The sequence below is a fragment of the Nonomuraea sp. NPDC049309 genome (assembly GCF_043196965.1).
Lineage (GTDB): Bacteria > Actinomycetota > Actinomycetes > Streptosporangiales > Streptosporangiaceae > Nonomuraea > Nonomuraea fastidiosa.
Map to the genome: position 1 here is coordinate 2,380,315 of NZ_JBICSH010000001.1, position 14,304 is coordinate 2,394,618.

8 protein-coding genes and 1 pseudogene are annotated in these 14,304 nt (G+C 69.5%); 8 read left to right on the forward strand and 1 reads right to left on the reverse strand.

The window, feature by feature from the left end; genetic code table 11:
- Positions 1–281 precede the first annotated feature (281 nt).
- Genes ACGFIM_RS10625 through ACGFIM_RS10640 form a run of 4 tightly spaced genes read left to right on the forward strand, consistent with a single transcriptional unit; the run spans position 282 to position 9,309 of the window.
- Positions 282–1,703: a PD-(D/E)XK nuclease family protein gene (locus ACGFIM_RS10625; protein ID WP_393197848.1), complete on the forward strand. Its 1,422-nt coding sequence runs from the start codon at positions 282–284 to the stop codon at positions 1,701–1,703.
- On the forward strand, positions 1,700–2,848 hold the full coding sequence (locus tag ACGFIM_RS10630) for a hypothetical protein (RefSeq protein ID WP_393197851.1): 1,149 nt from the start codon (positions 1,700–1,702) through the stop codon (positions 2,846–2,848). The genes ACGFIM_RS10625 and ACGFIM_RS10630 overlap by 4 nt, the downstream gene beginning before the upstream one ends.
- On the forward strand, positions 2,841–6,413 hold the full coding sequence (locus tag ACGFIM_RS10635) for a hypothetical protein (RefSeq protein ID WP_393197854.1): 3,573 nt from the start codon (positions 2,841–2,843) through the stop codon (positions 6,411–6,413). The genes ACGFIM_RS10630 and ACGFIM_RS10635 overlap by 8 nt, the downstream gene beginning before the upstream one ends.
- A 7-nt stretch (positions 6,414–6,420) precedes the next feature.
- Entirely contained in the window at positions 6,421–9,309 is a 2,889-nt protein-coding gene (locus tag ACGFIM_RS10640; RefSeq protein ID WP_393197857.1) for a pPIWI_RE module domain-containing protein, read from the forward strand.
- Between the two features lie 12 nt (positions 9,310–9,321).
- On the opposite strand, the gene ACGFIM_RS10645 is transcribed toward ACGFIM_RS10640, so the two are convergent.
- Positions 9,322–11,853, reverse strand: coding sequence for a DUF262 domain-containing protein (locus tag ACGFIM_RS10645; RefSeq protein WP_393197860.1), 2,532 nt, complete (start codon positions 11,851–11,853; stop codon positions 9,322–9,324).
- Between the two features lie 428 nt (positions 11,854–12,281).
- Between ACGFIM_RS10645 and ACGFIM_RS10650 the strand changes: the two genes are divergently transcribed.
- The 4 genes and pseudogenes from ACGFIM_RS10650 to ACGFIM_RS10665 all read left to right on the forward strand — a co-directional run bounded on the left by ACGFIM_RS10650 (position 12,282) and on the right by ACGFIM_RS10665 (position 14,299).
- Entirely contained in the window at positions 12,282–12,464 is a 183-nt protein-coding gene (locus tag ACGFIM_RS10650; RefSeq protein WP_393197863.1) for an MFS transporter, read from the forward strand.
- A gap of 34 nt (positions 12,465–12,498) precedes the next feature.
- Positions 12,499–12,612: pseudogene (locus tag ACGFIM_RS10655) on the forward strand (hypothetical protein); the annotation flags it as partial.
- A gap of 59 nt (positions 12,613–12,671) precedes the next feature.
- Positions 12,672–13,097: a hypothetical protein gene (locus ACGFIM_RS10660; RefSeq protein WP_393197866.1), complete on the forward strand. Its 426-nt coding sequence runs from the start codon at positions 12,672–12,674 to the stop codon at positions 13,095–13,097.
- 137 nt (positions 13,098–13,234) lie between these two features.
- A complete protein-coding gene (locus ACGFIM_RS10665; RefSeq protein ID WP_393197869.1) occupies positions 13,235–14,299 on the forward strand; it encodes a hypothetical protein in 1,065 nt (354 codons plus the stop codon).
- Positions 14,300–14,304: the final 5 nt, after the last annotated feature.

The following is a 14,304-nucleotide window of genomic DNA, read 5'->3' on the forward strand; positions in this document are numbered from 1 at the left end:
GCTGCATGGCGTTCACACTTGGTGTTGCCGTTACAGAATACAGATTATCGCTTGACTTAGTTCACACATTCAGCTTCTCTGTTCGTGTGAGCACTTATCCCATGCCTCCCGGCCTTTCCGGCCGATCCGACGTGGTGCGGATCGGCCTGTCCTTGCTGCGCGAGGAGGCGGACGCCTGCGCCGGAGGGCGGGCACTACGCGCACGCCCTCTCCTGAGGCAGACTCCTGAGCGTTGCCGCCGGAGACCCGTACAGGACTTCTTCTTCGCACCGGTGGAGAGCATGCTCGATGCGATCGAGCATCACGGCAGCAGCGTGCAGGACGCGCTGACCGACGCCCGGCACACCCGTAACTGCCATCCCGTCCACCGCGCGTGGGCGCGCGACGCAGTGCAGGCCTATCTGGCTGCCCGTGCCCGGCACGAGGCCGGCGGATATCCCGCAACCCGCCCGGTGAGGGCTGAGTGGGTGGGGCTCGATCGGCTGCGCAAGCCGGACGCGAGGGGGATCGTGCAGTACGAACGCACCGCCTGGGGCAGAAGGTACGCCACCGAGGACGGTATGGTGCGGGAAATCTGGATTCCGTCCATCGGTACGGCGAAAGAGGACCGGTCAGAGGCGGAGATCGCGGCCGCCGCCGCCGTCGCGGCGACCGGAGTGCCCGCACGCGCCGGCTTCGGCGAGCCCTACCGGAAGATCGAAACCGGCGTGCTCACTCCGCAACGGGTCCGGGTCGTCGGTGTGGGGCTCGGAGACGGCGAGCCCCGGGTCCTTGCGGACTGGGACGTCGACGAGGCGGCACGGGAGTTCGACGAGCACGCCAAAGCCCGGTACGCCTCCGTACTCGACGGCGGAGAGCTGCGCCCTGGGTCTGGCTGCACCACGTGCGAAGGGCTCCTTGGCTGCACGGCTCTGCCCGTGCTCCCAGGACTGCTCGGCGTGCCCGCTTCGCGGCGTCCTCGGAAGCGGCGCAGCGTCTCCATCAGCGACCTGCGCATCTACAAAGCCTGCCCGGCGCGTTTTCATGCGACCCGGACCCTGTACATCAAGGACGGCCGGGCGGAGAACGAGGCGATCCGCCGCGGCCGGGCCGTCGATGCCTGGCTGACCGACCGGCACAGGCAGCGGCCCAGGGTCCCTTGCCGGAACGTTCCGCTGCCCACTGAACTGCCTGGCCTGGCCGAGGATGAAATGGAGACCGCTGTCCGCATGATCCGGGAGCATCACGCCTTCTGCCCGCTCGATGGCCTGACGGACGGTGACGACATACGCCCCCAGTGGCGTGTGGCCGCCTATGACCCGGCCGCGGACACGGTGATCATTGCCGACCCGGACCTGCTCTACACCGAGTCGGGCGGCTGGGTGTGGCGTGAGACCAAGACCGCGTCCCGGCGCACCTGGGAAGGGCGCTCCCTCCTGCACACCTATCCCCAGCTCGCGTTGGCCGTCCTGCTCATGGCCTCGGGCGTCCCCGGCGGTGATCCCCGCCGTGCGCGGATCGAGCTGGAGATCCTGCGGGAAGACGGATCGGTCTGCGAAGAGTTCGACCCGCTCGACCCGGCGACGCGCGATGAAGCGAGCGACATCGTCGCCAGGCTCGCCGCCGGATGGGCCGACGACGAGACCTATCTCCCCCATCCCGGCGACCACTGCTCCGACTGCGAGGTCCGCCGTTGGTGCTCCGCCTCAGGAGGACCCCGATGACCGCCGGCGCACTACCTGACGCCGTGGCCGATTGGAGCGCCCACCAGGGCGTTCCTCTGGTCCGTACGCTGGCCGGTGCCATGCTCGCGCTCGATGCGCAAACGGACCTCGACGCGTTCACCCTCCCGTATCCGCCGGAAGCCCAGCGAGCGTTGGACCGCACGGTCCTGGCCTGCCTGCTCAAAGGGGCGGTTCCTCCGGCGAGCCTTCCCGAACTCGTGTCGTGGTGCAAGGAGACACCCCTCGCCGACTGGCCCATCGACCTGCCCCCCGACTCCATCGGCCCCGAGGACCGGCTGCTCGACGCCGACTCAGGACGCCCGACCGAACTCTGTCACGAATGGGCCGAACGCACGCGCGACAGCGCTGCAAGCCACCGCGACCGCGAGATCATTCACACCGCGCTCCGTCTGTGCCGGGCTTTCGGCGAGGAGGACGCCTACACCGCCTTCCGCAGGCTGCTCGTCAACCGGCCGGTCCTGACCACCGCCGAGAGCTTCGAGGTGCTCAACGATCTGGTCCTCGAGCCGGTGCACGAGCTGATCCGGCGCATCTATCTCCCGGTTCCCGGCAGCTACCTGTACGACGGCGAATACGTCTGCTGCGGACGGTGTCTCACGCTGCTCGTCCCCATGCAGGACGGGGGGTGGTGGTGCGAACGCGACCGGTGCCGCCGTCAGGGACCGGCACCGCCGGGCACGCGGTTGCGCGTGGAAGACACGGGCGAGGTCTACCAAGTCGAGCGCCCCGTACGGCAGTTCGTCACCGGCCCCGGTCGTGCAGAAGCGGCGCTGGAAGAGGAACTGGTGGCGTTGGGGCTCACCGTACGGATGTGGCCCGGCTATGACGCCTATGACCTGCTCGTCACCTTCCCAGACGGGCACCGCTGGGCCATCGACGTCAAGGACTGGGCGAACCCGCTCTTCCTCGGCCGTTCTGCACACCCCGTACCGCAGGAGCCTCCGTACGACGAAGCGTTCTGGGTGGTGCCGCATCACCGGGTCGCCGCCAGGCGCGACTACATCGCGGTGTACGAGCGCAACCGCCCCGCGCAGGCCCGCGACCTGCCTCTCCTCACCGACACAGACCTGGTGCGCCGGGCCAGGGCCAAGGTCCGCAAGCAGAAGGGGGACGCCCATGCGTGACCGCGAGAGCTGGCATCGACCGGTCAGCCGCGAGCTGGGCCAGCTCTGGAAGAGCCTGCCCATAGAGCTGCAGGGCATGAAACCGGCTCATCTGTGTCAGGTGGAGCTGGCCCTGCGGCTGTTGCAGCGGCTCTCCCCCGATGAGCCCGCAGAGGGCGTCTACACCCTGCTCGGCGGCTACCCCTTCGCCCGCGCCGCCGGTCTGGCCCGTACGGCCGAACACGAGACGATGCTCACCACCGCCCGGCACCTGCTTTGGACGCTGCGCCGCCGCCGCGCCTGGCACCAGCTACTCGACCTGTACCGTCAGGTGCCCGCGAGGCTGCGCGCCTATGACATCCCTGAGGACGGCGGGCCCCCGCGTCAGCTCACGCCGACCATCGCATCCGACCGCGTCACCGTCTACGACGACGCGCTCGCCGGGCTGCCACAGCATGCTCGCAAGAAGCTCCCGCTCGCTCCGGCGGGGCGCAGCGGATTCCTGGACCGCCGCCGCCCGGCATCCGTCACCATTCCGAAGGAACTGATCTTCGATGCTCCGCCCGGCCATGACCTGGAGCAGGGACGGCCGGGAGGCGGCGCCCCGCTGACGATCAAACGCTCCGACCTGATCGCCACGGCCGCATGGATGGATGAGCGCGAACGCATGCTGGAGTCGGAGCGACCCGGTCATTGGCAGGAGCGGCTCGACGAACTGCGGTTCGCGCCTCGGGACGCCGGCGGGCAGAGCTTCAGGGAACGAGACGACATCCACCTCAACGGCCTCATGCATCTGGCCGGCATGGTGGGCGCGGGCAAGAGCACGCTGATGACACTCGTCGCGGTGTGGGCGGCGCGGCACGACCTGCGCGTCACCCTGGTCGTCGGTGACGTCGCCGAGCAGCTACGGCTCTGCGAGCTGCTGGCCGACCTCGACCTGCCCGCCGTTCCGGTGCTGGGCCCTACGACACGCGAAACCCACGTACAGCGGCTGCACCGCCGGCTCGCCGCTCGCGGGCTGGGCAACCTTCTCGATCACGACGCGGCGGGCTTCGACGACCTCAGCACAGCGTGTGTGATCGATGCGCTGCGGGGCACGGAGGCCGCCCTGCCGCTCCGCTACGCCGACGCGCCGTGCACGGCTCTCTACCCTGAGCGGCCCCAGGTCCGGCACACATCTGACATCACCCTGCCCGAGCCGTACCGAGCTGGTGAAACGGCTCCGAAGAGCACGCCGGAGGAGCTACGTGGCAGCCGGCACGGCTGCCCCATCTGGGCGAGATGCCCGCGGCATCGCGCGGCACGCAACCTGGTGGACGGGCTGATCTGGGTCGCGAATCCGGCGAGCCTCGTGCAGAGCGCCGTCCCCCAGCACCTGAACGAGGAGCGACTGCGCTATCTCGAGCTCGCCTGCCTGCTCAGCGACATCATCATCGTCGATGAGGCCGACTCGGTGCAGATGAAGCTGGACGAGATCTTCGCTCCGTCGGCGACGCTCGTCTCCCCCGGGCCCGAGTCCTGGCTCGACCAGTTGCACACCCACAAGATCGAGGAGCTCTCACGCCGCGGCCGGCTTCCTCTCACAGACCAGGACGTCGAGCGATGGAACTCGGCCTTGACCGTCGTCACCGCCGCCACCGATCGCCTGTACCGGCTGCTCATCTCCGATGAGGAATTGCGCGACTGGGCGGACATCGAGTACTTCAGCCCGTGGACCCTCCAAGAGAAGCTGCTCGGGGACTGGTTCGACGAACGAGACCGTGGGCTCAAAGGCGTACACGACGAGCACCAGCTCTACGAGCCGTACGACGACGACTCGAACGACGCCGAGGAGAACCGGAACTTCCAGGACTCCCTGCGTGCACAGCTCACCGAACTCCTGGACGCCTTCCGCGACGACCCACTGGGCGACTCCGGCCCATACGGGACGGTCACCGACGATCTGATCGATACTGCGCGCGACCTCCTGCACACCCTGAACACGGCCCGCACCCGCACCCGGGTCAAGACCCTGCTCGACAAGCTGATCATGGAGACTCCCGCCGCGGGACGGAACGACCAGTGGCGCGATGCGACCTGCCGCCGGCTGGAGTTCCTGCTCGTGCTGTCGGCTCTCCACCAGCGGCTGGAACGCCTGACGTTCCTCTGGCCTCAGGTCGAGGCCGCCCTCCGGCTGGACTCCACCGGCAACGAGCTCTCCAGGCGGCCGCCGCTCGACTACGCCCCGCTCATTCCCGAGGCTCCGATGGGCAACGTCCTCGGCTTCCAATTCCTCCCGGACGAGCGGGAACGCGACGAGGACGGCAACAGCAGCGGCACCCTGCGCTTCTTCCGGTGCGCGGGCGTGGGCAGGGAGCTGCTCGTCTCCCTGCACGAGCTGGGCGCGGATCCCGGGCAGGGACGCCCGGGCCCGCACGTGGTGCTCATGTCCGGCACCAGCTGGGCCGGGGCCTCGACCCGCGCCCACGTTCTGGCTCCCGTGAGCGCAGTCCTCATGCCGTCGCAGCGTTCCCTCGAGGCGGTGGGAAGGTCGCAGTTCGCCACGAGATTTCTCTACGACGCCGATGGAAAGCCGATCCGGCTTTCCGGAACCGATCCCAAGGTCAGGCCGATGGCCGCGCGGACGCTCGCCATGCGTCTGGGAAGCCCTGGGCCAGGCGGCGCGGCGAGCCCGCTGGAGGAGGAGCTGGCCCGCATCGGCGACGACAACCGCCGCCGGGCGCTCCTGCTCGTCGGCAGCTATAAGGAGGCGAGCGTCGTCGCCGACACCCTGCATGGGCTGGACCGCTGGCGGGGCAGAGTGCGGGTGCTGACCGCCGACGATGCCGACCTCGATCAGTCGGTACGCGGCGCGGATCCCGTGGCCGCGGAGCACGCCACAGCATTGCGGCGGGGCGATCTCCCGATGTTCGCCGCGGACCACGACGCCGAACTGCTGGTGGCGCCCCTGCTGGCAGTGGAGCGCGGGCACAACATCCTCAACACCGATCGCAATGCGGCATTCGGCACCGCTCTGTTCCTGGCCAGGCCGCATCCCCGTCCCGACGATCTATCACTGGCCATCTTCGCCGTGAACGACTGGGTCTGCCGTTTCGTACGCGGCCAGAGGCGGCCCGATGACCGCACCGGTCCGGCCACGTTCGACGAGCTCGTCGCCAAGGCCTCCGGACTCGACCGGGCAGGGCTCGACTTCCGCCATGAGGCGCGGCAGGAATGGCGCCGCCTGCTGTCCCGGCGCTACATCTACTCACGGCTGTCGCCGTGGGAGAAACAGGCTTTCGCCTGGGATCAGCTCGTCACCATGTGGCAGGTGATCGGCCGGCTCGTGCGGGGCGGAGTGCCGGCGCGGGTCGTCTTCGTCGACGCCGGTTTCGCCCCGAAAACGGCCCTCGCGCTGTCTCCTGGATCCACTGCACCTCTTCCGCCGGAGGACGGCCTCCTCGCAGCGCTCCGTTTCATCCTCACCCCGTACTTCGACACCCGAGCCGACCCGGCGTCCTTCCCTGACCCGGCGGATCCGGCTCTTGCTCGGCTGCTCTACCAACCGCTGTACAACGCCCTGTCGGCCCTCGAACACCACAGATGAGGACACCATGCGTGTGATCTACGACTCCATTCGCACCGCCTCCTGGCAGCCCGCCTCCGCGGATGCCACCGTGGTGGGCCGGTACCTTGCGCTCCGCTTTCCCGAGACCTGGCGAGAGGCGATCCTCACGCTCTGCAACCTGGACAGCCCCCAAGGAGCCGAGCGCCGCACGGTGCCCACCCACCGCTTCGAGCAGGTGATCCAGGCCTTCGCACCCGACCTTCTGGTGCTGCCGCGTCCGTCCGAGTACTGGTTGTACGTGCCTGAGGGGGTCGCGGATCCACTGCCTGCCCCCGTCTTCCATACGCTGGTGGACCGCTGGCTTGCAGATCTGCGGCCGGAGCCCGAACACCGTGCCTTCCTCAAGGACGTCCGGGCGGAGCTGGCGGCGTCACCGCCTGTCTGGGAACAGGTGGAAACCGAGTTGCTCCGCTGCCCGGCGACCCCGCGCGGTGGCACCGCCGCGCCCCTGCCCCACCAGTTCTCGCTTACCACCGACTGGCTGGCCAGACGAGTCCTGGCACTCGGTCCTTACGAGCACGCGGCCGGGCGGCTCCACTTTCGCGCAGTGCCGCGCGGCCCCCGCGACAAGGGGGCCGAGCTGATCTCGCAACCACTTGCGGCGGGGTCGGGCAAGCGTGACTGGTGGTATTCGATCGTGCTCAACATCACCCTGCACACTGTTCCGTTCGATCCCCTCCCCCGCTTCCACCTGCACTTCGGCATCCGCCGCTGGGCGACACGGGTGAGCGCGGTGACCGGCAAGGTGTATCTGCCGTACCAGCGCAAGACGACCGTGGTGTTGCGGCCGCGCATCCCGTACCTCCCGGGCGTCCCGCTCAGTGAGCGCTATGCGCTGGCCAGAGTGGAGCGCCGCTGGGACAAGGAGCGGGAGGACTGGGTCACCGGCTGGGTGCGCGGCGGCCCTGCCGGTATCCTCAGCGGCATCTCGCTGGCCGAGCCGTTCCCCGACGCGGACGACATCCTGTCCCGGCCGGAGGAGTGGCTGAGCCAGGGAATGCGCGCGGGCATCGTCTACAGCACCGCCATGGGCGGCCACCCGGTCAAAGCCGGCCTGATGTCACATCAGCGATCGGAACTCACCGAGTGGGCCGAGCAGGCCCTTCCTCCTGAACTGCGGCCGACGCCGGCATTCGGCCGCACGCGCCTGGTCAAGTCCGCCAAGCCTGTCAATGCCCCCTCGTCCAGCAAGAAGGGCCAGCCTGAAGAAGACGCGCGCAGGGCAGAGGAACGGCGGGCGGGCGCGGCCTTCGCGATGTCCCTGCTGACCCCGGAGACCGAGCCGGGAACGCTGCCGACGCTGGAGGCACGGCTGCTCTGGCAGACCCGCGAACTGCGCGAGGCCGCGGTCAAGGGGCTTGCCGAGCGCCTCGGGTTGAAGGGGGATGGCGGCGTCCACACCGAAGAGCAGTACGAGGCAGCACGCCCCGGCCACCCGGTGATCCTCGAGTGGCAATCGGCCGAGCTCACGGTGCGGCTGCGCTGCCTCAAGCTGACGGCCGGCCTCGCAGCGGAGCTTGATCTTCCACCGAAGGGGAGGTTCCGGACCTCTCGCGCGATCAGCGAGGCCGTCCGGGACCGGCGGGCGGGTGCCCGCACCTGGCTGGCCGATGACATCACGGGTACGGCACCCACGCTGGCGCTGGTCGAGCTCGACCGCAGGGCCGACTTCGAGACCGGCGACCACGACCCCAAGTTCGCGCTCCGGCTCGGCTTCGCGGACGCCGGCGCGGTCACCCAGTTCGTGACGGTGCCCAAGAAAGAGGGACGATACGACTCGGTGAAGAATCTCGATCACCGTGTCTCCATGGCGTGGGACGACGGCCTGCGGCAGCTCGGCATCCGCGTGCACCCGGAACATGGCCTGGGTGAGCAGCTGCCCGGCGGGCTCCGCTACGCCGCCATCTGGCTGGTCAGGAAGAATCGCACGGCACGCAATCGGCTGGCGGCGTGCGTTCCGGTCGCAGTGCTCGTGACGCCGCAGAAAAGGGGCGGTGGGATCGCTGCCGTGCAGGGCTGGGATCCCGAGGCGAATGAGTGGATCCCCTATCCCGCGTTGCTGCTGAAATTGACCACGCTCGCGGAGGTCGCGGGGCCGCGCGCCGCGAACGATGGGCCGGGCGACTCGTACAGCACCATGGACGAGCAACGGCGTGACACCGAGGAATGGCTGCAGAAGGTGCTGCGCTCTCTGCGCGGCGCTCCCACGCTGCTGCTCGCGCACAGCCAGAACGCGCGCTCGCACTGGACGTGGCTGCAGGACGGTCAGGTCGAGCCGGACCGCATGCGCGACGGCCACGCACCGGCCCGCCGGCTGCACCCGAACCTGCGGCTCGTCCGGGTGCGGACCGCCCAGGGCAAGGAGACCCCCCAGTGGTGGGGCGTCAACGTCAAGGACGAGGCGAACGGGCTGCCGTCCCACCTGTGGGTGCCGCCCTCCGCCGGGACGGGTCGCATCTTCTACAGCACCACGCCCAAGCCCGTCCAGTTCTCGACCTCGGCCATCGCCGCCGACAAACTGGCTCCTCGGCGTACGGGCGGAGACAAAGGCGGAACCAAGATCGATACCAACGTCCCCGGGTGGAACCCCGGGCTCGTGGAGATCGCCGTCCTTGGATGTCATCACGATGACGGTGACGATCCGGAATCGCTGGCGCTGGCCGTGCATCTGCTGCGTCAGCCTCCGGACTATCCGCAGGCTCTCGCTCTGCCCCTGCCGCTCCATCTGGCGGAACTGGGCCAGGAGTACGTCCTGCCGACCCTCGCCGATGAGGCGGAGGATGAGGCCTCGTCCCTGGATCCGGCCACCGCAGCCGCGCTCTACGCGGAGCCGGATCCCGAGGACGAGCAGGATGACTCGCTCATCGAGGAGTGAGGCGCGCCCGGGTCACGCCTGTGTCTCCTGCGCGGTCATCACGGCCTTGAACCAGTCGAGCACCGCCACGATCACATCGAAAACCGCGACGCTCGCCAGCCGGCTGTTCTTGATGGACGGGTACAGCTCCAGCTTGGCGACGGGGATGTCCACGCCGGGCGCGTCGTTGACCCGCTGCCGCAGCTCCTCGCGCAGTGCCGGGTCGTCGAACGGCTTGCGGTTGCGCAGCAGGCCGAACGGGATCTCGGCGGTCTTGGCGTAGAAGCGGATGGCGTACGAGATCTGCCCGCGGACCTTGATGATCGGCGCGCAGGAGGCGGCGGCGGAGGTGCCGTAGTGGACCTCGCCGCCTTGCGAGCGCCAGTGCTCGAGCACCCGCTGGACCGCCCCGGCCGCCTGCGGGCCGCTCTGCTCGTTGAGCTGGCGCAGGAAGCGCTGCTCCAGCTCCGTCAGCCCTTGCGGCGAGAGGTCGGCGCCGGCTGCGGTCTCGGTCTCGGCCAGGTCCGCGGCGACGGGCAGGCCGAGCAGCTCGGCGAGGTCGCGTACGCCGATGTGCTGGTCGGCCGAGGCGCGCCCGGCCTCGTCGAAGACGAGACCTTCGGCGCGCAGCACCTCGTGCACGTCGCGATCGTCGTCGGGGTCGGGCCAGCGGAACCCTTCGGCCACCCGCCCCGACCGGGTGAGCACCCGATGTGCGTTGAGCACCGGGACGGTCGCCAGATGTACCCCGACGGGCACCGGATGGGAGCCGATCAGCTCGGCGAGGTCGCCGTACGAGGTCCAGGTGGCGCTCGGCAGCACGGCCAGGGCGCTGTGCAGTTGCGTCCAGTCGCGGGATGCGGCGCTGCCGCGGCCCGACTCCTCCGGCCCCGGCCAGATGGCGATCGCCCGCTCCGCGAGGCGGTCGGCGCGGGCCAGGACCTCGGCCTTGCCCCAGCGTTCGCAGGCGGCGATCTCCTGGTTCATCACCAGTCCGCTCATCCCGAGCTGCTTGCGCTTGGCGGCGAAGGAGTGGTTGCTCAGTTCGGAGTTGTAGCCGCTGAGCGTGAGGTTGCCCAGCGTGTGAACGAGCTGGCGGTGCAGGAGGTCGGCGTCGTCGCCACCGCCGGAGAGCTCGTTCAGCCAGTCGGCGGTCATGGACTGCGGCATGACGTGCTCGATGGTGATGCGCTTGTCGGCGAGGTCCACTCGCTCCTTGCTGCCCAGGGACTCCTCGATGCGGCGCAGGACGAGCTTCTGCTGCACCGTACGTCCCTGCCAGTAGAAGGCGCGGCTGCGGACCTCCTCCCGCAGCTGCTCGTCCGACGGCCAGTACAGCCGGGCCGGCGACAGCGCGGCCCGCACCGCCTGCGGCACCTCCTCCCCCGCCACCAGCTGCACGGCGAGCCGCTGGAAGATGCGGTTGAGGTTGCTCGCGGTGACGCCGGCGATGAGGCGGCGGACGAGGAAGCTCTCCACGTACGCCAGTGCCTCGTCCACCTCCTCGTCGCCGATGTGGTGGTCCTCGCGCAGCTCCATCAGCCGCATCACCAGCGGGTAGACGGTCGTGGCCTGCCATTCCTTCAAAAAGCGCAGCCGCCTGGCGAACGGCAGGTCATCGCCGGGGGAGAGGATCTGCTTCAGATGCCGGGCGCGCCGGTACAGGTCGCGTACGTACGCCTCGATGCGCGGCTCGTCCCCCGCCATCGCCAGCAGCAGCTGCTGGTGTCCGCGGTAGACGGCGTTGTACTGGGCGTCGTCGCCCTCCTTCAGCACCAGGACCAGGTACATGAGCTGTTCCATGGCCTTGGCGTCCAGCAGGTCCTGGATCGGTTTCCAGTATTCGTCGTAGACGTGCTGACCGCGGGTGGGCAGGCACATGAAGACGTAATTGCGGATCAGGTCCACCTGGCTGAGCCGCATTCCCGTGTTGTTGATCGACTCGAAGATGCGGAACGCGTTGTCGTCCTTTTCCACGAGAATCTGCACGAGATTGAGCCGGTCGAGCAGCACCGACTCCACGCGGGCGATGTCGTGCGGGTCGGCGGGGTCGTCGAACTCTTTCAGCACCCTCCGGAAGAATTGGTAGGCGTTGCCGATCAGGCTGTCGGATTTCCCGTCGAGCGTGCCGTCCACGCACGCTTTGAAGGCCGTCCTGTCCGCCTGCGTGGGCAGCAGGCGGTAGCGCAGCTCGCCCTGCTGGAATTTGTTGATCAGATGGAGCTCGTTGATACGTTCCAGTGCAGTGGGATCCTCGGCCACCAGGTGGTCCCTGATCGCACAGAGCGCGAGCATCAGGGTGGTGAGGCGCTGCTGACCGTCCACGATGATCCATTGGGAGCGGCTCGGCGCCAGCTCCGGCCCCGGCGCGAGCACCACCGATCCGAGGAAATGGCTGGGCGCGTCCTGCCGCTCCTCGGCCAGTACGTCGACCTGGGCGGTGATATCGCTCCACAGCTGGGTGAGCTGCGGGCGTTCCCAGGTGTATTGGCGCTGGTAGAGGGGGACCAGTAATTGCTGATCGCCCTGGATGAGCTTGCGCAGGGTGGTTTCGTTCGCTTTCATGCCATTCCGTCCGCTGCCCGGGAAACCGGCCGATGGAAAGGCACCCAAGTTACGACGCTCCATCGGATCACCGCAAGGCGCGGCAGACGAAAAGCATACGAGCTTACAAATGACGAAAAATGGCAAATAAATAGCAGAAGCTCGTTTTCAAGGGTGCTCCTGAGCATCCTGGACATCCACGCCGACCCGCGCGGCTTCGTGCTGCCCGGCGGCCGTTTCGGCCGGCCGGTGCGGCCTTGCTCCCCTTCCTGGTCGAGCATTGAGGCGAAGAACCGGCCGTCCGGGTGGCATTCTCAGCGCGCTCACCGACGGCGGCGTGACCGCGCTGTCCGTGCTGTCCGCGCTCAAGATCAACGCGCTGCGGGAGATCGTCCTCGAACCCGGCCCGTTCGACCTCGCGATCACCAGGCTCGATCCGGACCGGCTCGATGACCTGGAGTCGTCATCAGCGCTTCGAAGCGTCGGAGTCCACGCTGTCGTGGGTGCTGTCCGGCTACATGCTCGCCTACGGACTGGCGCCGGCCCCGGCGGGCCGGCTCGGTGACCGCTACGGGCACAAGCCCGTCTTCATCATCGGCCTGATCCTGTTCACCCTCACCAGCGTGGCTTGAACCTCGCGCGCGCCGCCCAGGGCCTCTCGGCACCGCGTTCATCCACCTGATGTTCCCCGATCGGCAGCGCGGCAAGGCCCTGGCGATCATGGGGTCGGTCACCGGCGTCTCCAGCGCCGTGGGCCCGCTCGCGGGCGGCCTGATCATCGAGGCGTTCGGTCAGGAGAACGCCCGCTGCTCGGGCTGTTCGCGCTGTGGGAACGCCAGGTGGCCGGGCGCGGCGCCAGCCCGCTGGTCCCGCCGCACCTGTTCGCCGGCCCGGCCTTCACCGGCGGCGTCCTGCCGGCCCTGGTCTACTTCGCCGCCTTCACCAGCATCTTCTTCACCATCTCGCTGCTGTGGCAGGCCGGGCTCGACGCCACGGCACTCGAGTCGGGCCTGCTGCTGATGACCTTCGCGATCGGCACCATCATCGGGGCCGCGCAGAGTGACGAGCCGGCGCGCCGCTTCGGCCGTACCGTGCTCATCATCGGGCTCGCGCTCGTCTCGCCGGGCATGACCTCGATCCTGATCATCCTGGCCGCGGTCCAGCCGAAGGACCTGCTGGGCTGGACGCTGGTCGCGCCCCTGGTCGTGAGCGGCACCGGCAGCGCAGGCCGAGCCGGAGGAGCGCGTACGGACAATGGGATTTAAGCCGCGCTACCCCGCAAAACCGCAGATCAGGGACGGGGGACAACCGCAAAACGGCTCCGCATGAGCGGCGAATCCAGCATCCTGGGCATGGCCCTCGCTCCACTCCGGTCCCCCTTCTTCCGCATAAAGAGGTCTTCGTGACTCGGTACGCGATCGATCGTGCCCACACCACGCTGCTCGCCCAGTGGAGCACCGGTGTCGGCGACACCGCCATCGTCGTGGCCCCGCTCACCCGCGACCAGCCGCGTGCGGACACGTGCCGGCTCGCCGCCGCGCTGACCCGCCTGTCCGCCCTCTGCTGGCGCGCGTACACGCACCCCGCCGGCTGCGGCGACCGGCACGGCGCGGATCGGCGGCGCGAGCGCGAGGCGTTCGCCAGGGTGCTGCCCGCCCTGATCGCGACCAGGCTGCCGCCGGACCTGCCGGACGGCACCGAGATCGAGCGGGCCGCGCACGACGTCGCCAGGGCGCTGCAGGCGATCGGCGCGTCCCAGCTCACCACGCTCGTCACCACCGACGTCGCGGCCGAGCTGGCCGCGGTCGAGCAGGCGGAGCGCGGCGACCTGTCCGAACGCGCCAGGCAGGCGGTCGAGCTGAGCCGCGAGGACGCCTCGCCCCTGCAGATCTCCCGGGCCGACCGGCTGCTGCGCGACGATCCGTGCGGCGGCGAGAGCCTGCCGGCCGAGGTGGACCCCACGGCCGCCGCCATCGCCGCTGCCCACTGGTTCCACGCCGCGCTCGCCGTCACCGCCCGGCACACCGGCCTGCCGCGCGAGCGCATCGTGGCCGCGGCCGGGCGGCCGGGACGCCCGCTCGCCGCCGAGAGCCTCATCGGCGTCACCGCCGCGCTCGACCGCGGCGCCCGCGCCCGGCAGGCGGTCATGCCGCTCATCCGTACGGCCCTGCACGTCGCCGAGGGCCACCTGTGCGGCCTGCACGAGGTACGGCACCGGCTCGCCGCCGCGCAGGAAGTCGTCCGCGCGGCCGGAGACGACGGTGATGCGGCCGCCCACCTGCCGCTCACCGCGCTCGACCCCGTGCGGCCCGCCCCCGACCTGCTGCGCAACCTGCTGCACGGCATCAGGACCTGCCTGCTGCACTACGAGCGGCACGACCGGCCCTCCGGACGGGAGCCGGCGAGCGCGACGTTCGTGGCAGCCGTCAGGGAGGAGGCCGCCGCCCGTACGGATCGCCTGCTGTGATCGCC